Source organism: Cognatishimia sp. F0-27 (genome assembly GCF_020667845.1).
Lineage (GTDB): Bacteria > Pseudomonadota > Alphaproteobacteria > Rhodobacterales > Rhodobacteraceae > JAFMPQ01.
The window spans coordinates 48,362-71,511 of the sequence record NZ_JAFMPQ010000016.1 but is presented as its reverse complement, the minus strand read 5'-3'; the positions used below and the strand labels follow the sequence as shown (position 1 = coordinate 71,511).

The following is a 23,150-nucleotide window of genomic DNA, read 5'->3' as shown; positions in this document are numbered from 1 at the left end:
CCCATGGCGATTACCTCAGCCAATCAGCTTGAGCTGCTTCAGACCGCAGAGGCCGTGGCCCGCGAAAAGATGATCGACCCCTCTTTGGTCGTCGAAGCGATGGAAGAAAGCCTCGCCCGCGCCGCCAAGTCGCGTTACGGCGCAGAGATGGACATTCGTGTGAGCATCGACCGCAAGACCGGCCGGGCCACCTTCACCCGTGTGCGCACCGTGGTGGAAGAGGAAGAGCTTGAGAACTACCAGGCCGAGATGACGGTCGAGACCGCCAAGCAGTATCTCGAAAACCCGCAGATCGGGGATACCTACGTCGAGGAGGTTCCGCCCGTCGAGCTGGGACGGATCGCGGCGCAGAGCGCCAAGCAAGTCATCCTGCAGAAGGTGCGCGAAGCGGAGCGCGACCGCCAGTACGAAGAATTCAAGGATCGCGCCGGGACCATCATCAACGGCACCGTCAAGCGCGAAGAATACGGCAACGTCATCGTTGACGTGGGCCGTGGCGAGGCGATCCTGCGCCGCAACGAAAAGATCGGCCGCGAAGCCTACCGGCCGGGCGACCGGATCCGATGCTACATCAAGGATGTGCGCCGTGAAGCACGCGGACCGCAGATCTTCCTGTCGCGCACCGCACCGGAATTCATGGCCGAGCTGTTCAAGATGGAAGTGCCGGAGATCTACGATGGCATCATCGAGATCAAGGCAGTGGCCCGCGACCCCGGCAGCCGCGCCAAGATCGGCGTGATCTCCTATGACGGCTCCATCGACCCGGTCGGGGCTTGCGTCGGTATGCGCGGCAGCCGTGTGCAGGCGGTTGTCAACGAGCTTCAGGGCGAGAAGATTGACATCATCCCGTGGAACGAGGACATGCCGACCTTCCTTGTGAACGCGTTGCAGCCCGCAGAGGTCGCCAAGGTTGTTCTCGATGAGGATGCGGAGCGAATCGAGGTTGTCGTCCCGGACGAGCAGCTTTCGCTCGCCATCGGCCGCCGCGGTCAGAACGTGCGTCTGGCGTCGCAGCTCACCGGTCTGGATATCGACATCATGACCGAGGAAGAAGAATCGGCCCGCCGCCAGAAGGAATTCGAAGAGCGCACGCAGCTCTTCATGGCGGCGCTCGATCTTGATGAGTTCTTCGCACAGCTTCTGGTCTCCGAAGGGTTCTCGAACCTCGAAGAAGTGGCCTATGTCGAAGTGGACGAGCTGCTTGTCATCGACGGTGTCGACGAGGATACGGCCAACGAGCTTCAGGCGCGGGCCCGCGACGTGCTCGAAGAGCAGGCGCAACGCGCGCTTGCCCGCGCGCGCGAGCTTGGGGCGCAGGACGATCTGATTGGCTTTGACGGGCTGAGCCCGCAGATGGTCGAGGCATTGGCCGAGGATGGCGTGAAGACGCTCGAAGACTTCGCGACATGCGCGGATTGGGAATTGGCTGGTGGCTGGACGAGCGTCGACGGTCAGCGAGTGAAGGACGATGGGCTTCTCGAAAAGTTCGACGTGTCGCTCGACGAAGCGCAGAACATGGTGATGACCGCACGGGTGATGCTCGGATGGGTCGATCCTGACGAGCTGGCGGCGGAGCAAGCGGCGGCCGAGGCCGAAGCGGCCGCTGCTGATGGCGCCGACGCCGAAGCAGAGGCGTAAAGCGGTATGGGTCGGGGCGGCGCACACAAAGACCGGTCGGAGGGACCGTTTCGAACCTGTATCGCAACCGGGCAGGAGCTTCCCAAGTCCCGCCTGATCCGCTTCGTGCTTGGCCCCGACGCCACGGCGGTTCCGGATGTGACTGGAAAATTGCCGGGCCGTGGACTATATGTCGTTCCTGATCGCGCGGCGCTGGACCGCGCGGCCGCCAAAAAATTGTTTTCCCGCGGGTTCAAGACGCAGACAAGCGTTCCGGACGGGTTGAGCGATCTGGTGGAACGAATGGTTGTGCGTCGGGTGGTCGATCTGATCAGCCTCGCACGGAAATCCGGGGATGCGGTTTCCGGTTACGAGAAGGTGAAGGACTGGCTCTCCAAGGAAGAGGCCGAGATCCTGATCCAGGCCGAAGATGGATCGGCGCGCGGAAAGTCGAAACTCAGCACGCCCTATGGCGGATCGTATATCGGCTGGCTCACGGCAGATGAGCTTGGCATGGCCTTTGGTCGACAATCTGCGATACATGCAGCGCTTCGTGCTGGCGGTCTTGCGCCGCGTGTTGTAGAGGAAGCCCAAAGATTGAAGGGATTGCGCATCGGACATGCCGATGCGGCAAGTGGCGACAGGGGTCGCCCCGAAAGGATGAAGAAGCTTAATGAGCGATAACGACGGCAAGAAGACATTGGGTTTGCGCGGTGGCGCTCGTTCCGGAAACGTGAAGCAAAGCTTCAGCCACGGACGGACCAAGAACGTCGTGGTGGAAACCAAACGCAAGCGCGTTGTGGTGCCCAAACCGGCGGCCCCCGGGGTCAAGCCGGGCGCAGGCAGCGCTTCGAGCGCCGGCGCGCCGAAGGCGCCGCTTGGCGGCGCGAAGCGTCCCGCCGGGATTTCCGATGCTGAGATGGAGCGCCGCCTCAAGGCGCTTCAGGCTGCCAAGGCCCGCGAAGCCGAAGAGGCCGCCCGGCGTGAAGCCGAGGAAAAGGCCCGTGCCGAAGAGCGGGCGCGGCAGCGTGCGGAAAAGGAAGCCAAGGAGCGCGAGCAGCGCGAAGCCGAAGAGCGCCTCAAGGCGAAGGCAGAGGAAGAGGAACGCAAGGCACGGGAGGCCGCGGAAGCGGCCAAGCGCGCCGCGGAACCCGCTCCGGCGCCGCAGGCGCGCGAAGAGCGTGGCGGCGGTGGTGCTAAGCCGTCCAGCGCACCGCGCAAGACGGACCGTGACAACGACCGCAACACCCGCGGCAAGGGTCGCGATGATGGCGGTCGCCGTTCGGGCAAGTTGACCCTGAACCAGGCATTGGGTGCCGGCGGTGGACGTCAGAAATCCATGGCGGCCATGAAGCGCAAGCAGGAGCGCGCGCGTCAGAAAGCCATGGGCGGCACGCAGCAGCGCGAAAAGGTCGTGCGTGAGGTGAAGCTGCCAGAGGCCATTACCGTGGCCGAACTGGCCAACCGAATGACCGAAAAGGTCGGCGATGTTGTCAAGGCGCTGATGAACAACGGCATCATGGCAACGCAGAACCAGACGATTGATCAGGATACCGCCGAACTCATCATCGAGGAATTCGGGCATACCGTGACGCGTGTTTCCGATGCCGATGTCGAAGACGTCATCAAGGAAATCGTCGATGACGAGGCCGATCTCAAGCCGCGGCCTCCCGTGATCACGATCATGGGGCATGTCGACCACGGCAAGACATCGCTGCTCGACGCGATTCGCGATGCCAAGGTGACAGCCGGCGAAGCCGGGGGAATCACGCAGCATATCGGGGCCTATCAGGTCATAACCGACAGCGGTGCGATCTTGTCGTTCCTCGATACGCCCGGCCACGCCGCGTTTACATCCATGCGCTCCCGCGGTGCGCAGGTGACCGATATAGTTGTTCTGGTTGTCGCGGCCGATGACGCCGTGATGCCGCAGACGGTCGAGGCGATCAATCACGCAAAGGCGGCCGAGGTGCCGATGATCGTGGCGATCAACAAGATCGACAAACCGGAAGCAAACCCGACAAAGGTGCGCACCGACCTTCTCCAGCACGAAGTGATCGTCGAAGAGATGTCGGGCGACGTGCAGGACGTCGAAGTGTCTGCTATTTCCGGACAGGGGCTTGATCAACTGCTCGAAGCCATCGCGCTTCAGGCCGAGATCCTCGAACTCAAGGCAAACCCGGACCGCGCGGCACAAGGTGCGGTGATCGAAGCGCAACTTGATGTCGGGCGCGGCCCGGTGGCCACGGTTCTTGTTCAGAACGGCACTCTGCGACAGGGGGATATCTTTGTCGTGGGCGAGCAGTACGGCAAGGTCCGCGCGTTGATCAACGACAAGGGTGAGCGCATCAAGGAAGCTGGCCCGTCGGTGCCTGTCGAGGTGCTTGGCCTCAACGGAACGCCGGAAGCCGGCGACGTGCTCAACGTGACGGAGACCGAGGCGCAGGCGCGCGAGATTGCGGAATACCGAGCCAATGTCGCCAAGGAGAAGCGCGCCGCTGCCGGTGCCGCTACCACCCTTGAACAGCTCATGCAGAAGGCCAAGGACGACGAGAACGTTTCCGAACTGCCGGTTCTGGTAAAAGCCGACGTGCAGGGGTCGAGCGAAGCGATTGTTCAGGCGCTTGAAAAGGTCGGCAACGATGAGGTGCGCGTGCGCGTGTTGCATTCCGGTGTGGGTGCGATCACGGAAACGGATGTGGGCCTTGCGGAAGCGTCCGGCGCGCCGGTGATCGGTTTCAACGTCCGTGCCAATGCATCTGCGCGGAACGTGGCCAACCAGAAGGGCGTCGAGATCCGCTACTACAGCGTGATTTACGATCTTGTGGACGACGTGAAGGCGGCGGCCTCCGGCCTCTTGTCTGCGGAGGTTCGCGAAACCTTCATCGGCTATGCCGAGATCAAGGAAGTCTTCAAGGTTTCCGGTGTCGGCAAGGTTGCGGGCTGTCTTGTCACCGAAGGTGTGGCGCGTCGGTCCGCCGGTGTGCGCCTGCTGCGCGACAACGTCGTGATCCACGAAGGCACGCTGAAGACCTTGAAGCGCTTCAAGGATGAGGTTGCCGAAGTGCAATCCGGTCAGGAATGCGGCATGGCGTTCGAGAACTATGATGACATCCGTCCGAAGGATGTGATCGAAATCTTCGAGCGCGAAGAGGTTGAGCGGAAGCTCGACTAAGGCTCAAGCCCCTTGAGACAGCATCAAAGGCGCGGCACTTGTCGCGCCTTTTTTCTTGTCCTGCGCTTGGGGTCAGTCTCGCGGCATCGGCTCTGCTTCGGGACCGAGTATCGCGTCAATGGTGTTGTGTAGCCTCTGTAGGTCGGAAAACAGCTTGTGCAGCGCGGTTTCCAAGCCGTCGATGCCGTCGTCGAACGAAGCCAGCTGCAGAAAATTATCGGTCCGGTCCTGCGCCATCAGAACGTATTGATCGGTGATCACCACGTGAGAAACGCCCGCGGCTGCGTCATAGACGGAACTGCGGTCTTCAATCGGCAGAACGCTTCCATCTTCCGCCCTCGGTCGCACGATCCGGATAAGCACGCCGGAAAAGACGGTCTCCAACTGCACCCGAGTCTCGCCATTGATATACTGGGAGACTTCCTTGCTCAGAAGCGCTTCGACAATCGAATAGCGCACGTCGCGATGATGGCCATCGATCAGATCTTCGTAGCGCGCCTTGTCAAACCGCGGCACCATGCCCGCGTCGCGAAGAAGGGATGTCGCAAATCCAGCGCGAGCCGACTTGTCGTATTGTGTTCTGCCAAGGAAATCGCAAACCACCGGCATGATCGCGGCGGCGACTTCCTTATCCAGCTTCACATCGCGCATGGAGCGCAGAAACCAGCCCAAACCCACTCCACCCGCAAGCATCAGCGCACCGGCGATATACCCTCCAACCTCGGTTTCCGCGATTTCGAGCATCAAATAGGCGAGCGGGATCGACCCGGCGACTGGCAAAAAGAACAGAATCCATCCCGTGCGGCTCATCTTGGCCCGCTTGGCTTCCAGATCGTCCATCTGTGGCGCGATCTTCGCGGCAAAAACGTCTGAAAAGCCGGCTTCAATTGGCAATTGTTCCGAATAGCCCACGGAACTCTCCTTTTCTTCAATACCGAAACCCTATCCGCCGCCTCTCGAAAATCCATTGATTTTCATACGCCCCCTCGCAAAAACTGCGCAGACCGCGTAGTCAGGAGCCAGGGGTTCCGAACATAAGGACGGCAGCGTGGCCAAAGCCAATCTTCTTGCGGTGTTGATTGACGCCGACAACACTTCGCCGAAATACACCAAAGCCCTGTTTGACGAAATTGCGTCGCTTGGTGAGGCCAGCGTCCGTCGGTGTTATGGTGATTTCTCCTCACAGCAGATGGCGGGATGGTCGAAGGTGCAGGCAGAGTTCGGGCTCGTTCCGCATCACCAGCCGGCCAACACCGTCGGCAAGAACGCCTCCGATATTGCGCTGGTCATCGATGCGATGGACCTGATGCATTCCAACCGCTTCGACGGTTTTGTCCTTGTGAGTTCCGACAGCGATTTCACGCGCCTCGCCAGCCGCATACGGGAACAAGGGCTGGACGTGTTTGGCATGGGGATGAAAAAGACGCCGGATGCGTTCCGTAAGGCATGCAAGCGGTTCATCTTTCTCGAAAACCTCGAAAACGCGCCAGAGAGCGGGCAGGCGACCAAGTCCAAACCGAAGATCGGTGATCTCAACGCTGTCCGTGACCTGATCTTCAAGGCCATGGACGGGATCGAGCAGGATGATGAATGGTATCGCCTTGGTCAGATTGGTCAGTATCTGACCACAACGGATCCCGATTTCGACACCCGGACCTATGGCAAGCGCAAGCTGTCCGATCTGGTGGCGGAGCTCAAGGTTTTCGAAACGCGCAAGGCGGAAAGCACCAATCAGCTCCTGGTGCGCCGCCGCGACTAACCGGGCTTGGCCGGCATCACGAGACCAGTGAGATCACCACGCTGACCGTGACAACGGAAATTGCGGTGGAGATCAGGATCGAGGCTGAGACCCGCGCAGGCGCGATGCCATAATGCTGCGCGAGGATGAAGACGTTCCCTGCCACGGGCAACGCCGCAGCGGAGACAGCCACGGCCGCCTTGTAGGGATCCGCAGCGAAAAATCCGAAGGCCGCGACCCCCACGAACAGCGGGTGCAACACCAGTTTGCACAGGCTCAGCCATCCCGCAACGGCAAGGCGCTCGGCGGATTTGGAGGCCAGCGATGCGCCAATCGCAAACAGGGCACAGGGTGTGGCGGCATTCCCCAGAATGGTCAGGAATTCGTTGGCGACCGCCGGAATTGGCAGGCTGAGCGCCGAAACAAAAAGCCCAAGCGTGATGGAGACGATCATTGGGTTCTTGAGTAAGCCCATGCCCACCGTTGGTAACACCCGCCGCGCGCCCCCATCTCCACGCGATCCGGTCACGAGGATGACCAGCAACGAGGAAAACACGATCAGGTCAATGGCGAGGATCAGAATAATCGGCCCAATCGCTTCCTGACCGAGAAGCAAGGCCAGCATGGGCACACCGAGAAAGCCGGTGTTCCCGATCGCGGCGCATTGCGCCTCTATGGCCGCGGTGGGGGTGTCAAGTCCGCGCAAAAAGGCCACCGCCATGGCCACGCCATACACAAAAGCCGTGCCCCAGAGATAGGCCATGGCCAGACGTGCATCGAAGATTTCGGTCAAGGAGAGGTTCGCGGAGAACCGGAAGAGCATCGCCGACAGGGCAAAGTAGAAAACGAACTTGGTCAGCCAGGCGGTCGCGTCTTCAGTAAAAAACCCGGTGCGCCCCGCGCCATAGCCGAGGCCGATAAGCCCGAAAAAGGGCAAGGTTTTCAGGAACACCTCGATCATGACACGGGGATAACAGGAACGCCACGGGCGTCAATTCCCTATGCTTTGCTGCCTATAGCCGTGCGTTCAATTGAGGCGGCGGATGCCTTGAAACAATCCCGTGAGTTTTGAGCAGTAAAGAACCCTTGCGGCGGGCCTTTGGCCGTTGATCTCTACAGTGCTTCGCGCTCGTCGAGCAGACCATGCCCCACAAGACACGCAGCCCAGCCCTCCGGTCCATCGAAGAGGTGGGTCTGCCACCCGCGAGCCTGTGCAGCGCGTATATTGTCCACCCGGTCATCGGTAAAAAGCAGGGTTTCCGGGGCCAACCCGCAATCGCGCTCGACCGCTGCATAGATCTCCGCGTCCGGCTTGATGACCTGCAATGCACCGGAGATGTAGTGCTTGTCGAACGCGTTCAGAAACGGATAGCGGGGCGTGGCAATGGCCCAGGTGCCGATACCGAAATTGGTCAGCGCAAAAACCGGGATGCCCTTGGCGCGCAATGCCGCCTTGAGCCTCACAGACCGTTCGATGGCGGGGCTGGCAAGCTCCAGCCAGCGGTCATGCCACATGCGGATTTCGCGGCGCCAGTGCGGATAACGCTCCGCCGTGGCATAGATGACATCGCGGAAATCGCCGCCGCGGTCGATTTCATCGTTCATGCCATGCAGGTCCACCTCTGCAAACATCGCGCGCCGGCGCTCCGCGCCAATCTCCGCGTCATAGAACCGTTCCGGTTGCCATTCGATCAGCACATTTCCGATATCGAAGATCACGGCGGCAGGTCTGGTCATGGCGTTTCCTTCGCAGCCCGGCGCAAAGCGGTTTCCAAGGCGTTGAGGAAGCGGGATCGGTCCGATTTTGAAAAGCTCCGGCCGGAGCCTTGCCGAAACGGGTCCGCGGCCCGCAAATCCGACATCAGGTCACGCATCGCCAGCTGTTGCCCGATATTGCGCGCGGTGAGTTCAGACCCGTCATGTCGAAGAACCTGCGCTCCCGCCTCCACGCATTTCGCCGCTAACGGCATATCCGAGGTCACCACCACGTCGCCGCGTCCGGCGCGCTCCGCAATCCACATATCGGCCACGTCTGGTCCGTCGGGCACAATGACGGTTTCGACAAAGGGATTCTGTGAGGGCCGCAAGCCGCCATTGGCCACCAGTTTCATGGCGACACGGTGGCGGGTGGCCACGCGTTCCGCCTCGGCTTTTACCGGGCAGGCATCGGCGTCGACATAGAGCGTTGTCACGCGTAGAGCGCCTCCGCGTGAAAGGCGACATGGTGCTCCATGAAAGTGGAGACAAAGAAATACGAGTGGTCATACCCGGCGCGAATGTTCACCTGCGCGCGCTGACGGCGCGCCGCGATTGCGTGGGCAAGCGCTTCTGGCCGCAGCAGATCGAGGAACTGATCTGCGCCGCCCTGATCGATCAGCACCGGCCCGTCAAAGCCGACCGCCGTCATCTGGAGCGTGGAGTCATGCTTGGTCCAGCGCGCCTCATCATCGCCGAGATAGGCGGAGAGCTGTTTCCGGCCCCAGTCCGACGCCGTCGGGTTGGCGATGGGCGCGAAAGCGGATACGGACCGGAAACGGCCGGGATGGGCCATGGCCAAGGTCAGGGCGCCGTGGCCCCCCATGGAATGCCCGGTGATCGCCTGCCGTTCGAGATCGATGGGAAAGTGATCGGCCAGCAGCGCGGGAAGATCCGCTGCAATGTAATCCCACATGTTGAAATGTGGCGCCCAAGGCGCCTCGGTTGCGTTGACATAGAATCCCGCGCCCTGTCCAAGGTCATAGGCATCGTCATCTGCCACATCTTCGCCGCGTGGTGAGGTATCGGGAAAGAAAAGGGCAATCCCGGTTTCGGCCGCCCATGTCTGCGCGCCGGCCTTCGTCATGGCGTTCTCATGCGTGCAGGTCAGCCCGGACAGATACCACAGCACGGGCACCGGCCCGTCCGAGGCCGCGGGCGGCAGATAGAGACCAAAGGTCATGTCACAGGCGCAGGATGCGGAGCGATGCGAATAGACACCTTGGGTTCCGCCAAAGGCGCGGTTTTCGGACACGGTCTGCATGGAAGTTCTCCCTCGGGCGTTGTTGCGCGCACCCTGCCATGTCGCGGGCGTCTGTGCCAGAGCGGTGGTGTGACGACCGGCCTAACGCCCGTAACGCGCCATGAACGTCTTGATCGCTCCGTCCACCACGCGGGTCACTTCGGCATCGGTGAACCGCGTTTGCAATCCAAAGATCAGCTTGGGCCAGAGATCGGCCTTGCACAGCTCGGCGAACTGGTCGGCCGCGAGGTTGAGATCGTCGATCTCCACTTCATTGCGATCCTGCGCGGCCCGAAGGTAGGAGACAAGGGCGCTGCGCATGGTCATGGGCCCGGATTTATAGAATTCCCTCCCAAGATCCGGGAAGCGATCCGCCTCCGCCACGCAAATTCGGAAGATGCGTTGGCCCATGTCCGAAAAGATGAACCCGAGAAAGCTTGTGGCCACGTAGCGCAGGGTTTCCTCCAGCGGCTTGCTGGGGTCGAGCGTGTCGAGCGCCTCTTCGGCCTGTCGCTGGCACTGGGCCTTGGCGACCTCCATGAACAGAAGCCGCTTGTCGGGGAAATAGCTGTAGAGCGTGGCCTTGGACACGGCTGACGTGCGCGCGATTTCATCGACACTTGCGCCTTCGAAACCGTCGCGCAGGAAGACCTCTCTCGCGCCTTCCAGAACCTGGTCGAACTTGCGCCCCTTACGCACCGCCATCATGTCAGTTGCCATGCCGTCCCCTGCCTGTCTTGCCTTGCATACCATAAACCGAACGGTTCATTTTCAGCAAGCGAACCGCGACTACGGGCATCGCGAAACATCCGCGTCGGGGTGACACTCCAAAGGCGTGCTGTCCGGCTCGGGTAGCGGTGCGGGCATTGCCGGATCGGGAGACAAAAACCCATGCGGGAGCGCCTGCGCGCCGGAAATGGCCAACGCCATCAAAACACCCGACAGGGCTGCGACGAAGAGTGGTTTGGACACTGTCATGAGATATCCTTATCAAACTGAACTAACCGGTTCAGAAGACTTAGGCAGGGCAGTTGCGCGTTCAATGCATAAAGTGAACTGTATCGTTCACATTTCCGGATTGCAATTTGGCGGGTGATCCATAAATTAGAATCATTCTAAGGTGGGGTGAGATATGCGGTTTTTGACCCAGAGACGGCGTTTCAAGGATTTGTCCGAGAGGGAAGTGCTCGCGCTGGCCATATCCTCCGAAGAAGACGATGCGCGGATTTATCGGAGCTATGCGGACAAGTTGCGAGAGAGCTATCCCGACACCGCAAAGGTTTTTGAGGGGATGGCCAAGGAAGAGGATCAGCACCGCGCGGCCTTGATCGAGATGCACCGGGCACGGTTCGGCGATGTGATCCCGCTGATCCGTCGGGAGCATGTGGCAGGCTTTTACGCGCGGCGACCGGTCTGGCTGCTCGATACGCTTCCGCTGGAGCGGATCCGCGAGGAAGCCGCGACCATGGAGAGCAATGCCGAGCGCTTCTATACATTGGCAGCACAGGCCACGCAGGATGCCGCGACGCGCAAACTGCTTGGCGATCTTGCGGCCGCTGAAGCCGGACATCACATCAAGGCCCAGTCCCTTGAAAAGACGCATCTTGATCAAGAGGCAAGGGAGGCCGAGGATGCCGTCGAAAAGCGCCGGTTCATCCTCACCTGGGTGCAGCCGGGGCTTGCCGGGTTGATGGACGGTTCGGTGTCGACCCTCGCGCCGATCTTTGCCACCGCCTTTGCGACGCAGGATACCTGGACAACCTTTCTCGTCGGGCTTGCCGCGTCCGTCGGGGCGGGGATTTCCATGGGCTTCACCGAAGCGGCTTCCGATGACGGGCAACTGTCCGGCCGCGGTTCCCCGATCAAGCGCGGGCTGTCTTCCGGGATCATGACGACCGTTGGCGGTTTGGGGCACGCCCTGCCCTACCTGATCCCGGACTTCTGGACCGCGACGATCACTGCGATCATCGTTGTGTTCATCGAACTCTGGGCGATTGCGTGGATCCAGAACCGCTACATGGAAACACCCTTCTTCCGCGCGGCCTTTCAGGTCGTGCTCGGCGGGGCGCTCGTGTTCGCAGCCGGTGTGCTCATCGGGTCGGGCTAGGTGGCAGGCTCCCCGACCGCATGAGAGGCAACCGGGCATCCAGACTGTCCGGTTGCGCCTTTGTGGCTATGCCGGGTTCGGCACGGGCGCGGGTCTTTCCTCGATCGGAAGATGCACAAGCGCGCTCACCGTCCCGACGGCAATGCCGATCCACCAGACAAGGGTATAATCCCCGGTCACATCATACAGGCGTCCGCCGAGCCAAACCCCCAGGAAGCTGCCAAGCTGGTGGCTCAGGAACACCAGACCGACCAGGGTTCCGAGATGGCGCAGACCAAAGATATGCGCGATCAGCCCCGAGGTCAGCGGTACGGTTGCAAGCCAGAGGATGCCCATCACCGCTGCAAAGACGAGAACCGTTTCCGGTGTCATCGGGGTCAGGATGAAGATCACCGATGCGACCGCGCGCCCTGCATAGATGCTCGACAACAGGTATTTCTTGGGGACGCGGTTGCCGGCCCACCCGGCCGCAAGCGTGCCCACGATGTTGAACAGGCCGATCACCGAAATTGTCAGCGCACCGAGCGCCGATGTGGTTGTGATGCCGATGCTGTCGAGCAAACCGCCCGGTGCCACCGGGCCGCAGCGTTCGGTGACGAAGGCCGGAAAATGCGCCGTCAGGAAGGCCACGTGATAGCCGCAACTGAAAAAGCCAAGTGCGATCAGGCCGAAATTGGGATCTCGCGCCACACGAGACAGCATTGCGCCAAAGTCTTCGCGGATTTCGGTTGCGCTTGTCGGGCCTGGTGCCCGCATTGCCGGGAGCAGCAGCATTGAAGCCGCGACCATCCCGGCAAAGACCACAAAAACGCTTTGCCACGGCATCACGGCAAGCAGTGCTTCGGTCAGGGGCGGGGCAAAGATCTGCCCGGCGCTGCCGGCGGCCGTGGTGATCGCCAGCGCCATGGAGCGATTGGCGTCCGAACTGCTGCGCGCGACCATGGCAAGGATCACGCCAAAGCCGGTTCCCGCCACGCCAAAACCCACCAGCCAGGACAGCTGTTGCATGGCGAAAGGGGTTGTGGCCTCTGCCGATAAAAGCAGACCGATCACATAGAGCAACGCGCCAAGCAACAGGGCCTTGCGGTCGCCGATCCGTTCTGCGAGCGCGCCAAAAAACGGCTGGCCCACGCCCCATGCGAGGTTCTGGATGGCAATGGCGATGGAAAAATCCGCACGCATCCACCCGAGATCTTCGGCGATGGGAATCTGGAACAGGCCAAAGCTGGCCCGGATCCCGAAGGACACGATGATGATCAGGCATCCAACGATCAGAACGGGCGTAAAGAGAGAAGGCGTTCGAACCAAGGTGGCTCCAGTTCTGCAAAGCGTGATCGCGTCCGGGCGACCATGTGGAGACCGGGTGCGGCGATACCATGGCTGCAACGGGGAGGGGAGACAAGCGGTTGCGAGCGGCTTCCGGGTGCGCGCGTGGTTCACAAACGGCACCGGGTGGCGTGATGATCGACAGTCCTGCCCCTGACGCAACGGTGGCTTCTGCCTGCCGAAGATGGTTGACCGGTTCGGGGCAACGCCCGGGTTGCGGGACGACGGTGGCGTAGGGGCATTGATTTGGGGCGCTTGCTCTCTGTCCCACCGGCCACGGGGCCACAGACTGGCCCAAAGGGCTGTCGGTTTCGCGGGCTCCCCGAGGTCAAGCGATCCTCCATCGCGGATCATGCCTGACAAGTCGGTCCCAAGCCCAAAGACTCGTCAGATTGCTCCCGGATGGCCCCAAACGGGTCTTTGCTCCCAAAAAACAAACCGGTCCACTAAGGCGCGGGACCCCTGCACGATCCTGCTCCGGACAGTGGATGCAACGTCACGCGCGCCGCCCATGCAACGACACAAAAGCCGTCGCACGATTTCCTCGATACCGACCTTGATGCGCGTCTTCCCCGGCATTGGAAACCCGGGGCGACGACACGCGCGCCAATCGTCTTTGCCATGGCTTCCAGCAACCACGCAGTCTGCAACGGATGCGGGAAACAGGGGTGTCTCTTTGACCAAGGTGGCTGATCGCGCGTTACCAAACATGCTCTGGCTTTGCCCGACAGCCTGCCCCCTGCCAGCATGCTGAGGGCGAAACACGGACGCCACGCAAGCCGGTTCAAGAGGGGGCAAACGCTGCATCAACGCACGCATCGCTGCACGTGACGGAGGACCGACCCATCTGACGATGACGCCAGTTTGTGACGCGAACGCCTTTCGAGCGAGACGAGGGCCTCGCGGGCGAAAGACCGGCGCCCCGTTGTGACTTGTTCGGAGCAATGCGGCGACCGGTCCCGGTTGGGTTTTTGCATCGCCCCGGCAGTTCTGTGTTGATGAGTCCTGACCCGGGACACGGTCCAAGGACCAATGAGACGGCAAATATGAAGCCCCGGTCGGGCACGCCCGCACGTGATACACATGGGCCGGCATTCGGCCTCTGTTCAAGTCGGGATAAGCGCGGTATGCGAAGGCATGCCAAATTTGTCCGAACGTTACGACGCGCTTGTTGCAGAAGGTCGCCTTGTCCGGGATCCGGCGCAAGAGGCGGCGATCCCCGAGCTTGAACGCATTCGTGCGGCGCTGGCCGCGCCGCCACCGCGGCGGGGCTTGTTTCGCAAGGCCCCGGAGCCACCCAAGGGGCTTTATCTCTGGGGCGGCGTCGGGCGCGGAAAATCCATGCTTATGGATTTGTTTGTCGAGACTTTGACCGTGCCGGCTCGTCGAGTGCATTTTCACGCCTTCATGCAGGAGATCCAGAGCGAGATTCACCGCCTGCGCAGCAAGGGTATCGAAGACCCCATCCAGCCGGTTGCCAAGGCCGTGAGCGATGCCCTGCGCGTGCTTGCCTTTGACGAGATGCAGATCACCGATATCACAGACGCCATGATCGTCGGGCGCCTGTTCGAGCAGTTGTTCAAGGCCGGTTGCGTGGTCGTGACAACATCCAACCGCGTGCCCGATGATCTCTACAAGGATGGGCTGAACCGGCAGCTTTTCCTGCCGTTCATCGCGTTGCTAAAGGAACGGATGGTGGTGCATGAACTCGCATCCCCGCGCGACCACAGACAGGACAGATTGGCTGGGGCAGAGGTTTATTTCACGCCTGCCAATACCGCGGCACGTCAGGCGATGGACGCCCTTTGGACGGAGCTGACCCATGGCCAACAGGAAACGCTGACCCTGCACGTGAAGGGGCGCGAGGTTGTGCTGCCGCGCTATCACAACGGCGTGGCGCGCGCGAAATTCTATGACCTGTGCGGCAAGGCGCTTGGCCCGGCGGATTATCTGGCTCTGGCCGAAGCGGTCCGGATGCTGTTTATCGACGACATTCCCGAACTCTCTCGCCGGAATTTCAACGAGGCCAAGCGCTTTGTCACGCTGATCGACGCGCTTTACGAGGCGCGGGTCAAACTCGTGGCGTCGGCAGCGGCGCAGCCGGAAATGCTCTATGTGGAAGGTGCGGGGAGTTTCGAGTTCGAAAGAACCGCCAGCCGCCTGCGCGAGATGCAAAGCGTCGATTGGATCGAAGCACCCAAAGACGATGCATCGGCGGGGTGAGACTGGCGTCCGTCATGCGGACTGGCTCGCACCACAGGCAGCCTCCGTCGGCATCACCCGGCCGTTGGCTGGGACCGAAAAAAATGGGGCCCCTAAGGGCCCCAAGGCTGCTCGTTATGGTCGTCTTCTGCCTGTCGTTCTAATCGGGAATCGTCAGCACCATGCCGGCGCGGAGATCGGAGGGATGGGTGATCACATCCGCATTGGCCTCCAGAATGTCGAGATACCGGACCATGCTGCCGTATGTCTTGAAGGCGATGCCATGCAGGCTGTCCCCGTCCTGCACAACGTAGAGGTTATCGGGCGCTTCCGGCGCCGCGATCGTCTCCGGGATGGGTTGGGCCGGGGGCGCGGCTGCAAGCCGGTTGGGTTCCGGCGGGGGAGGTGCCTGCGTGCCCGATGCGTCACTCCCGACGATGCCAAAGCTCATCTGGCGCATAAGGTCGAACCCGGAGCGGCTGTCCGCTGCGCTGTCCTCAGCGATGGCTGCTGGCGCGGGTGCGATGGGGGCGGTGCGCGCCCCCGATACGGGCGCGGGTGTGAGATCTGTTTCTGGCACAGACGCCGATCCCGGAGCAAACAAGGCCTCCGGGCGCGCAAGAGGGCGCAGAGATACAGAAACGGCCTGGCTGGGCGCGGCTGGGCGGCGTTCCGGGGCTGCGGGAGCAACGGGCACGGCACGGGCCAATTCGGGGAGCGCCGCGGGCTCTGGCGTGGCCACGGTCAACGGCATCTGAACACCGCGTGCCACGAGGTCTGCGGCCATGTCGCCCTCGTCGAGCGTGCTGCCATGTTCAAGGCTCCAATACACCGCGCCAAATCCGGTAAGCAGACCGATCAGACTTAGAAAAAGCGCGGGCGAGCGTTTGCGACGCGTCGGGGGCGTTTCAAAAGGCAGGCGCGTGTCGCTGTGGCGCGCAGTCATGGCTTCTCCCCCTTGCATGCGGTCTGGTGGCAGGCCGACCCCACGCACCCGAATCATAGGCGAATCGCTGCAAGGGCGTCAATATCTAGTATTGGAGGCAACATTTAGCGGCGAATCATACCGGTTCGCACGACAACGCAAGATATGTCGAACGAATCGACGCGCGCAGACCGGGATTGCTCTGTCAGCCGTTCTCGCGCAGCACCGCACCCGCCAGATAAAGAGAGCCGCAAATCAGGATCCGCGCATCGGGGGCTTCAGCCACGATCCTTCTCAGCGCGTCACGCACGGATGACGCGGTTGTCGTGTCGTGCCCGGATTCGACAGCCATTTCGGCCAGTGCCTCTGCCGACAGGCTGTTTGCTTCGCCCGGGATTGCCACCGCCGTCAGGCTGTCGGCGACCCGGGACAGTGGTTTCAGAAAGCCGGACGCATCCTTGGTGTTCAGCATCCCGCAAATCGCGTGGGTGGGGCGCGCGGGAAGCGTGGCAAGATGTTCGGCAATTGCCTGTCCTGCCGCTGGATTATGCCCGCCATCCAGCCAGAGTTCGGCATTGCCGGCCAATTCTGCAAGCGCCCCTTCGCGGAGCCGCATCATGCGTGCGGGCCAAACCGCATCGCGCATCGCGCCTTCATACGCCGCATCGCCGGCATCCAGAACGCGCAGGGCGGCGATGGCGGTGCCGGCATTCTGGATCTGATGGGCGCCGGGCAACACGGGCAGGGGCAAGTCGCGCAGCCCGTATTCATCCTGGAAGACAAGTCGCCCATGTTCCTTCCAGACGTGCCAATGCTGGCCATTGGCGATCAGCGGGGCCCCGAGCCTGTCGGCCTTGGCTTCGATGACTTCCATCGCCATGTCGGCCTGTTGCGACACCACGCATGGCACGCCGCGCTTGATAATGCCGGCCTTCTCTGCGGCGATTTTTGCGACCGTATCACCAAGATAGGCTTCGTGGTCCATGGACACGGGGGTGATTACAGTCACGGCAGGCCGGGCGATGACATTGGTGGCGTCGAGCCGGCCACCCAGCCCCACCTCAAGCAGGATGTAATCCGCTGGTTCGCGAGACATGGCCAAAAGCGCTGCGCAGGTCGTGATCTCGAAATAGGTGATTGGCGTGCCGCCGTTGATCCGCCGGCATTCGTCAAGAACCTTCGCCAGCGCGTCTTCGCTGATCAGCGCGCCCGCAAGCCGGATGCGCTCGTGAAACCGGGCGAGATGGGGCGAGGTGTATGCGTGGCAGATATGGCCTGCGGCTTCCAGCCCGGCCCGGATCATCGCAAGGGTCGAGCCCTTGCCATTGGTTCCGGCAATATGGATGACGGGCGGCAGTTTGTCCTGCGGGTTGCCAAGCTTGTCGAGCAGACGCCACATGCGATCCAGCGTCAGATCCATGAATTTCGGATGCAGCGCCATCATCTCTTCGAGGATGGCGTCGGATTTTCGCATGGTCATCCGGAACGATCGGTTTGGGTGGCCGGTTCCGGAGAGCCGCTGACCGTTTCCGGACCGGGCGGGGGCAGGTCACCCCATGTGGGTGGCGGCATCTGCATCAGCATGCGGGTAATGACGATCAGCTCTTTGCGCATCTCGCGGCGGTCGGTGACGCGATCGAGCATGCCGTGTTCGAGCAGGTATTCCGCGCGCTGGAACCCTTCGGGCAGCTTCTCGCGGATCGTCTGTTCGATGACGCGCGGTCCGGCGAAACAGATCAAGGCTTCGGGTTCTGCAATCTGGATGTCGCCCAGCATGGCGTAAGAGGCGGTTACGCCGCCGGTCGTCGGGTGGGTCAGCACGACGATATAGGGAAGCCCCGCTTCCTTGAGCATCTGGACCGCGACGGTTGTGCGCGGCATTTGCATCAGGCTCAGGATGCCTTCCTGCATGCGCGCGCCGCCTGCGGCCGAAAACAGGATCAGCGGCCGACCAAGGCGCACGGCCTCTTCGGCGGCGGCAATGATCGCGTTGCCGACATACATCCCCATGGACCCCGCCATGAAGCTGAAATCCTGTGCGGCCGCGACAATGGGCGTGCGACCGATCTCTCCGGTCGCAACCAGCATCGCCTCTTTCTCGCCCGTGTCTCTCTGGGCGGCTTTGAGCCGGTCTGGATAGCGTTTCTGATCGCGGAATTGAAGCGGATCGGAGAGCGGTTCCGGCACGGCGACCTCGCTGAAGATCCCTCCGTCAAACAGCGCGGCAAAGCGGTCGCGCGGTGTGATGTGCATGTGATGGTTGCAGTTCGTGCAAACATTGAGGTTATCGGAGATCTCGCGGTGGAAGAGCATCGTGCCGCAACCATCGCATTTCGACCACAGGTTCTCCGGCGTTTCACGACGCGAAAAGATCGAGTTGATCCGGGGGCGGACGTAATTTGTGATCCAGTTCATGGGGAACGGCCCGAGGCTGTTGATGCTGCGGGAGACTTAAGCGCGGCCAAGCGGAATTGCAATCAGGCAGGCGGGACCGTGTCGGGATCGGATTGTGACGGCGTACACGGGTGTAATGCGGTGCCAGGCGCGGGTGTGGACCGGTGCGCGGTGTCTCGGTTGCCGGTGTTGTGGTGGTGGGCGGTGATATTTTGAGTATTTCAGGACAGAAGAAACCTGGGTTGCGCGTTACAGGCGGGAGGCGGGACGCCTGGCTTGGTTTCGGGTCTCTATGGTGGCTGTGGCGCGCTGTGCGGGATCCGCGGGCGTGCAGTGGCCGATGTGCTATGGGGTCATCGCGCGAGCGCGATGCGGGCGGTGAGCCAGCTCAGGCCGATCATGGCGAGGTCTGCGGGCAGGATTGCGGCGATGGCCGCGCTGTCATCGGCGCCGAAGGGCAGGCGATAAAGGGCGAGCCCGGACATTTCGCCACTTAGCGAGACAAGGGCGATTGCGGCGATGTTGTTGACGAGATGCAGGGCGATCGCCGGGCCGAGGCTGCCGGCACGTGCGGTAAGATCGGCGGCCGCGAGCCCGAAGGCCCCGGCCCAGAGCATCACGGCCAGCGCGTTTTCGCCGTATACCTCAGGTGCGTAATGCCCAAGCGCGAACAGGGCGGAGGGCACGCTCAACCAAACCACGGGATGCGCAAAGCGCGCGCCGAGCTGACTTTGCAAGTAGCCGCGAAAGAGCAGTTCCTCGCTCCCTGTCTGGATCAGCAGGGCGACCAGCGTCAGCGGCAGCAGGCTCACCCATAGTGTCGGCGGCAGGCCCGGTTGCAGTGTTTGCGCATGCGGCCAGGGCGGTAATATCGCGACACCGATATGGAGCATGGAGACGGCCAAGGCGACGACAAGGAATTGCCGGCGGAACAGGCGCAATGGTCCGAACAGTGTTGAGACCGGTCGCCTGTGCACATGCTCGCATGCGACGAGGGCGCCGACGCCCATGGCGCCCATGATCGTCAGGAGTCCCAACAGCCCCAGAGGGGTGTCGGCGCGCTCCAGAGCGGCCACGAGCGCCCAGTAGCTGTCATCCTCGAGGCTTGCGCGGGCGAGCGCGAGGACGGCGCGACTCAGGCCAAACATGACGACCAGAGCCACCAACAGACCAAGCGTCAGGCGCCACAGAGCCGCGCTGGGTCGCGCAGGGTCTGTCAACAGCCGGAAGGGGCGATAGGCGGTCATATCCCAAGCGCCCTGCGCTGGCGCAAGGGGGTGGACCTCATGACTGCCAAGGCGATGGAGGCTTCCAACGGTGCGGAGCAGAGCTGGGCACGGGGCCGCTTCCGGCTCTGTGCTGAGCCCTGTCTTTCGGGGGTCTTTCGCCGGGGGTTTTTCCTTCGCGATGGCATCAGCGGGACGGCCAGGCCGCGCCTGGCGTCGCTGGTCCGGATGGTTGCTTGCGTGATCGGGCACCGGTTGCAGCCACCCCCATGGTCGCGCGGGCAAGTGACGGGTTCGACGCGGATCGTCCGGCGGCCATGCTTCGCGCCGAACCGAGCCTCGGCGCGGCGTGCCGGAAACGCTCTAGCAAGCGCCGCGACTTGCACCGGTATTGCGCGGGTGAGTTGGCGCAGACGGATCGCGAAAAAGGCCACAAGAGCGGTTATCGGGCTCGGTTGCGTCATGACGGCGTTGCCCTTTGAGACCGGTGGCTCTGTGCAACGGATCGCTGGCCCTGCGCTGCTGCGACCGGAGCGACTGCCCGTCGCGCGGATGCCCCAAGACGCTCTGCGGGCCTTGACCGGTATCCTATTTGTTCGAGGTCCATGGCGGATCAGGGGTCCGGTTGGTGTAAATCGGTGGCACCTCGGTCGCGAAACTGGGGTTCGTCGGGATCATCGGGCGCAGCTGGCGCTCTGTCAAACCTTGCGGGCCTTTTGCGGCGATCCGGTCCGGCGAGGGCGGCGCACGGACGAAGTGCATTGACGGGCGGAGTATGCGCAATGCTTGTCTGCGACAAAACGCGTTGCTACAGAAGCGGGAGCGAATTCAACTCAGATCCCCTTAAGAGGCTTCCGCCATGCTCAAGCGCCCCTTCGACAAATCCAAGCTGCCCAGCCGTCACGTGACCGAAGGGCCGGAACGGGCGCCCCACCGGTCCTATTACTATGCCATGGGCATGACCGAGGAGGAAATCCATCAACCGCTTGTCGGCGTGGCCACTTGCTGGAACGAGGCGGCGCCCTGCAACATCGCGCTGAACCGACAAGCGCAGGCGGTCAAGATGGGGGTCAAGCAGGCCTTTGGCACCCCGCGTGAATTTACGACGATCACCGTGACGGACGGCATCGCGATGGGCCATGAAGGCATGCGTTCGTCGCTGGCGTCGCGCGAGGCGATCGCGGACACGGTCGAGCTGACAATGCGTGGCCATTCCTACGACGCCATCGTGGGGCTGGCCGGGTGCGACAAGTCCTTGCCGGGCATGATGATGGCGATGGTCCGGCTCAATGTGCCTTCGGTGTTTATCTATGGCGGTTCCATCCTTCCGGGCCGCGCACCGCAGGTGGATGAAATCCCCGATGATTTCCGCTCGCGGGACCTTACGGTTCAGGACATGTTCGAAGCGGTTGGGCGTCACCAGAACGATCAGATGTCCGACGCGGCGCTCGACATGCTGGAGCGGGTCGCCTGTCCGTCGGCTGGCGCCTGTGGCGGACAGTTTACCGCGAACACCATGGCCTGCGTCTCCGAAGCGATCGGGCTTGCCCTTTTCAACTCGTCGGGCATGCCGGCCCCGTATGAAAGCCGCGATCAATATGGCGAGGCTTCGGGCCGGGCGGTCATGGACCTTGTCGAGAACGGGATTCGCGCGCGCCACATCGTCACGCGAGAAGCGCTCGAGAACGCGGCACGCGTCGTTGCCTGCACCGGCGGGTCGACCAATGCCGGGTTGCACATGCCGGCCATCGCGCATGAAGCGGGCATCGAGTTCTTCCTTGATGATGTCTGTGAGATCTTCCGCGACACGCCCTATTTTGTCGATCTCAAGCCCGGTGGTCAGTATGTGGCCAAGGACCTTTACGAGGCGGGCGGTGTGCCTGTCGTGATGAACGAACTGCGCAAGGCGGGTCTTATTCACGAGGATTGCATGACCGCCTCGGGCTATTCCGTCGGGGAAGAGCTCGACAAGGTCACGCGGAAAGCGGACGGCAAGGTGATCTATTCCATTGAAACGCCCATCACCAAGACGGGCGGTGTCGTGGGGCTCAAGGGCAACCTTGCCCCGCAGGGTGCTATCGTGAAGGTCGCTGGCATCTCTGCGGAGGATCAAGTCTTTACCGGTCCGGCGCGCGTGTTTGAATGCGAGGAAGACGCTTTTGCGGCGGTCAAGGCGCGTGAATACGAAGAAGGAGAGGTGATCGTCATCCGCAACGAAGGCCCCGCAGGCGGTCCGGGCATGCGCGAGATGCTGGCGACGACCGCCGCGCTCAGCGGGCAGGGCATGGGCAAGAAGGTGGCGCTTATCACCGACGGTCGCTTCTCCGGTGCGACGCGCGGTTTCTGTGTCGGACATGTCGGACCCGAGGCGGCGCATGGCGGACCGATCGCGCTGCTGAAGAACGGCGACATGATCACCATCGACGCTGTATCGGGTGTGCTGTCCGTCGATCTCTCAGACGAAGAGCTGGATACGCGCAAAAAGGCGTGGAGCGGTCCGCGTGAGACGATCTATGCGTCGGGCGCATTGTGGAAATACGCGCAGCTCGTGGGTGAGACTTACAAGGGCGCCGTGACACATCCCGGCGCGGAGAAGGAAAAGCACGTCTATGCGGATATCTGAGTGATGCGGCTTCTGCGGCGTGCCGCTCTTTGCGCGAGCCTTGGCCTGACGGCGGCCTGCTCCGAAGAGATCGCGACCGGGGCGGAGGGCGCACGCGCCGGGTTGCCGAACATCCTTGCGTTGGCGACACAGCCGCAGAGGGATGACGAGCCCGGCGTTCTCGGGGGCCTGTCTTCGCCGCGTGAAGGTGCAACACTCAGAAGTGCCATGCTGGTGCGCGGGGCTGTCGGCATCGATGCCCCGCGCGGCTATTGCATCGACCGCACCACGCTCAAGACGGGAGCGGAGGCCGGTTTCGCGGTGCTCGGCAGCTGCCACATCCTGAGCGGTGAAACGGGACAAGGACGGGTGCGGCCAGCGCTGATCACCGTTGCCGTTGGTGACCGTGCCACGATGGACGACTTGCCCACACCGGAACAGCTGGCCAGCGCCAGCGGCGCAAGCCTCGTGTCGGGTGCGCGCCAATCGGGTATGGTCATGGCAAACCTGTCCGATGACACGATCAGAGTGTTGGCGCGACCCGACCCGCGGTATTGGCGTGCAACGCTGCTTGTCAATGACAGGTTGGTTGCCTTGGCGCTTTACGTTCCCGAAGGCAGTCCGCTTGCCGGGCGCGGTGGCGCGCAGCTCCTCGGGCAGGTCCGGGATGGCATTCTTGCCGGGTCGCCGAAACAACAGGTGTCTGGTTTGGGGATCTTCCGCGCCGGCCCTGCAAAACCCGCTGTCGGCGATGCCGCGGGGGAAAAGCAACGCGGATTCCTGGGCCGTTTACTCAATCCTTAGCCTTTCTCAGCCAAGATCGCGCCGGGTTTGAAAAAT

The 23,150-nt window shown here is 62.3% G+C and carries 20 protein-coding genes; 8 read left to right on the top strand and 12 right to left on the bottom strand.

Translation table 11 applies throughout. The annotated features are described in order from the left end of the window. Nucleotides 1-3 precede the first annotated feature (3 nt). From nusA to infB, 3 genes are read left to right on the top strand one after another with little or no spacing between them, the layout of a single operon-like run. On the top strand, nt 4-1,638 hold the full coding sequence (gene nusA, locus J1C49_RS10540) for a transcription termination factor NusA (protein ID WP_227445786.1): 1,635 nt from the start codon (nt 4-6) through the stop codon (nt 1,636-1,638). Between the two features lie 6 nt (nt 1,639-1,644). Beyond that, nucleotides 1,645-2,301 carry an RNA-binding protein gene (locus tag J1C49_RS10535; protein WP_227445785.1) on the top strand — a complete coding sequence of 219 codons (657 nt, stop codon included), beginning with the start codon at nt 1,645-1,647 and terminating at the stop codon, nt 2,299-2,301. Then, entirely contained in the window at nt 2,291-4,792 is a 2,502-nt protein-coding gene (infB, locus tag J1C49_RS10530; RefSeq protein ID WP_227445784.1) for a translation initiation factor IF-2, read from the top strand. Before J1C49_RS10535 ends, infB begins: the two co-directional genes overlap by 11 nt. 72 nt (nt 4,793-4,864) lie before the next feature. On the opposite strand, the gene J1C49_RS10525 is transcribed toward infB, so the two are convergent. Beyond that, complete coding sequence (locus J1C49_RS10525) at nt 4,865-5,704, bottom strand: hypothetical protein (protein WP_227445783.1); 840 nt, start codon at nt 5,702-5,704, stop codon at nt 4,865-4,867. Nucleotides 5,705-5,840: 136 nt separating this feature from the next. Here J1C49_RS10525 and J1C49_RS10520 point away from each other — a divergent pair, with 136 nt between their 5' ends. Continuing rightward, entirely contained in the window at nt 5,841-6,551 is a 711-nt protein-coding gene (locus J1C49_RS10520) for an NYN domain-containing protein (protein ID WP_227445782.1), read from the top strand. Nucleotides 6,552-6,567: 16 nt separating this feature from the next. Here the strand turns inward: J1C49_RS10520 and J1C49_RS10515 are convergent, their stop codons facing one another. The 6 genes from J1C49_RS10515 to J1C49_RS10490 form a co-directional block, all read right to left on the bottom strand. Next, a complete protein-coding gene (locus tag J1C49_RS10515; protein ID WP_227445781.1) occupies nt 6,568-7,491 on the bottom strand; it encodes an AEC family transporter in 924 nt (307 codons plus the stop codon). A gap of 152 nt (nt 7,492-7,643) precedes the next feature. Beyond that, nucleotides 7,644-8,267, bottom strand: a complete 624-nt coding sequence (locus tag J1C49_RS10510; protein ID WP_227445780.1) for an HAD family phosphatase — start codon at nt 8,265-8,267, stop codon at nt 7,644-7,646. After that, nucleotides 8,264-8,722 (bottom strand): YaiI/YqxD family protein, encoded by a 459-nt coding sequence (locus tag J1C49_RS10505; protein WP_227445779.1) that lies wholly within the window; start codon nt 8,720-8,722, stop codon nt 8,264-8,266. Before J1C49_RS10505 ends, J1C49_RS10510 begins: the two co-directional genes overlap by 4 nt. Then, nucleotides 8,719-9,549, bottom strand: a complete 831-nt coding sequence (fghA, locus tag J1C49_RS10500) for an S-formylglutathione hydrolase (protein WP_227445778.1) — start codon at nt 9,547-9,549, stop codon at nt 8,719-8,721. Before fghA ends, J1C49_RS10505 begins: the two co-directional genes overlap by 4 nt. Nucleotides 9,550-9,630: 81 nt before the next feature. Further along, entirely contained in the window at nt 9,631-10,248 is a 618-nt protein-coding gene (locus J1C49_RS10495; protein ID WP_227445777.1) for a TetR/AcrR family transcriptional regulator, read from the bottom strand. Between the two features lie 69 nt (nt 10,249-10,317). Beyond that, complete coding sequence (locus J1C49_RS10490) at nt 10,318-10,506, bottom strand: hypothetical protein (RefSeq protein WP_227445776.1); 189 nt, start codon at nt 10,504-10,506, stop codon at nt 10,318-10,320. Nucleotides 10,507-10,660: 154 nt separating this feature from the next. On the opposite strand from J1C49_RS10490, the gene mbfA reads away from it, so the two are divergent. Next, the gene (gene mbfA / locus J1C49_RS10485; RefSeq protein ID WP_227445775.1) at nt 10,661-11,635 is read left to right on the top strand and encodes an iron exporter MbfA; all 975 of its coding nucleotides are present in this window, start codon (nt 10,661-10,663) and stop codon (nt 11,633-11,635) included. 66 nt (nt 11,636-11,701) lie between these two features. Here the strand turns inward: mbfA and J1C49_RS10480 are convergent, their stop codons facing one another. Further along, nucleotides 11,702-12,943: an MFS transporter gene (locus tag J1C49_RS10480; RefSeq protein ID WP_227445774.1), complete on the bottom strand. Its 1,242-nt coding sequence runs from the start codon at nt 12,941-12,943 to the stop codon at nt 11,702-11,704. 1,155 nt (nt 12,944-14,098) lie between these two features. Between J1C49_RS10480 and zapE the strand changes: the two genes are divergently transcribed. Then, complete coding sequence (zapE, locus tag J1C49_RS10475) at nt 14,099-15,184, top strand: cell division protein ZapE (RefSeq protein ID WP_227445773.1); 1,086 nt, start codon at nt 14,099-14,101, stop codon at nt 15,182-15,184. A 139-nt stretch (nt 15,185-15,323) separates the two neighbouring features. Here zapE and J1C49_RS10470 read toward each other — a convergent pair whose 3' ends face one another. The 4 genes from J1C49_RS10470 to J1C49_RS10455 all read right to left on the bottom strand — a co-directional run bounded on the left by J1C49_RS10470 (nt 15,324) and on the right by J1C49_RS10455 (nt 19,729). Next, on the bottom strand, nt 15,324-16,109 hold the full coding sequence (locus tag J1C49_RS10470) for a LysM peptidoglycan-binding domain-containing protein (RefSeq protein WP_227445772.1): 786 nt from the start codon (nt 16,107-16,109) through the stop codon (nt 15,324-15,326). Between the two features lie 184 nt (nt 16,110-16,293). Further along, a complete protein-coding gene (locus J1C49_RS10465; RefSeq protein ID WP_227445771.1) occupies nt 16,294-17,568 on the bottom strand; it encodes a folylpolyglutamate synthase/dihydrofolate synthase family protein in 1,275 nt (424 codons plus the stop codon). After that, the gene (gene accD, locus J1C49_RS10460) at nt 17,565-18,503 is read right to left on the bottom strand and encodes an acetyl-CoA carboxylase, carboxyltransferase subunit beta (protein ID WP_227445770.1); all 939 of its coding nucleotides are present in this window, start codon (nt 18,501-18,503) and stop codon (nt 17,565-17,567) included. The genes J1C49_RS10465 and accD overlap by 4 nt, the downstream gene beginning before the upstream one ends. A 332-nt stretch (nt 18,504-18,835) precedes the next feature. Continuing rightward, nucleotides 18,836-19,729: a CPBP family intramembrane glutamic endopeptidase gene (locus J1C49_RS10455; protein WP_227445769.1), complete on the bottom strand. Its 894-nt coding sequence runs from the start codon at nt 19,727-19,729 to the stop codon at nt 18,836-18,838. A gap of 838 nt (nt 19,730-20,567) precedes the next feature. On the opposite strand from J1C49_RS10455, the gene ilvD reads away from it, so the two are divergent. Both ilvD and J1C49_RS10445 read left to right on the top strand, forming a co-directional pair. Further along, a complete protein-coding gene (gene ilvD / locus J1C49_RS10450) occupies nt 20,568-22,331 on the top strand; it encodes a dihydroxy-acid dehydratase (protein WP_227445768.1) in 1,764 nt (587 codons plus the stop codon). Further along, nucleotides 22,332-23,114 (top strand): hypothetical protein, encoded by a 783-nt coding sequence (locus J1C49_RS10445; protein WP_227445767.1) that lies wholly within the window; start codon nt 22,332-22,334, stop codon nt 23,112-23,114. It abuts the gene before it with no gap. Nucleotides 23,115-23,150: the final 36 nt, after the last annotated feature.

What these genes read in the sequence shown, in the direction of transcription:
- nusA (WP_227445786.1), top strand. Translation starts at nt 4, where the DNA reads ATGGCGATTACCTCAGCCAATCAGCTTGAGCTGCTTCAGACCGCAGAG.
- J1C49_RS10535 (WP_227445785.1), top strand. Translation starts at nt 1,645, where the DNA reads ATGGGTCGGGGCGGCGCACACAAAGACCGGTCGGAGGGACCGTTTCGA.
- infB (WP_227445784.1), top strand. Translation starts at nt 2,291, where the DNA reads ATGAGCGATAACGACGGCAAGAAGACATTGGGTTTGCGCGGTGGCGCT.
- J1C49_RS10515 (WP_227445781.1), bottom strand. Translation starts at nt 7,491, where the DNA reads ATGATCGAGGTGTTCCTGAAAACCTTGCCCTTTTTCGGGCTTATCGGC.
- J1C49_RS10510 (WP_227445780.1), bottom strand. Translation starts at nt 8,267, where the DNA reads ATGACCAGACCTGCCGCCGTGATCTTCGATATCGGAAATGTGCTGATC.
- fghA (WP_227445778.1), bottom strand. Translation starts at nt 9,549, where the DNA reads ATGCAGACCGTGTCCGAAAACCGCGCCTTTGGCGGAACCCAAGGTGTC.
- J1C49_RS10495 (WP_227445777.1), bottom strand. Translation starts at nt 10,248, where the DNA reads ATGGCAACTGACATGATGGCGGTGCGTAAGGGGCGCAAGTTCGACCAG.
- J1C49_RS10490 (WP_227445776.1), bottom strand. Translation starts at nt 10,506, where the DNA reads ATGACAGTGTCCAAACCACTCTTCGTCGCAGCCCTGTCGGGTGTTTTG.
- mbfA (WP_227445775.1), top strand. Translation starts at nt 10,661, where the DNA reads ATGCGGTTTTTGACCCAGAGACGGCGTTTCAAGGATTTGTCCGAGAGG.
- zapE (WP_227445773.1), top strand. Translation starts at nt 14,099, where the DNA reads ATGCCAAATTTGTCCGAACGTTACGACGCGCTTGTTGCAGAAGGTCGC.
- J1C49_RS10470 (WP_227445772.1), bottom strand. Translation starts at nt 16,109, where the DNA reads ATGACTGCGCGCCACAGCGACACGCGCCTGCCTTTTGAAACGCCCCCG.
- J1C49_RS10465 (WP_227445771.1), bottom strand. Translation starts at nt 17,568, where the DNA reads ATGACCATGCGAAAATCCGACGCCATCCTCGAAGAGATGATGGCGCTG.
- accD (WP_227445770.1), bottom strand. Translation starts at nt 18,503, where the DNA reads ATGAACTGGATCACAAATTACGTCCGCCCCCGGATCAACTCGATCTTT.
- J1C49_RS10455 (WP_227445769.1), bottom strand. Translation starts at nt 19,729, where the DNA reads ATGACCGCCTATCGCCCCTTCCGGCTGTTGACAGACCCTGCGCGACCC.
- ilvD (WP_227445768.1), top strand. Translation starts at nt 20,568, where the DNA reads ATGCTCAAGCGCCCCTTCGACAAATCCAAGCTGCCCAGCCGTCACGTG.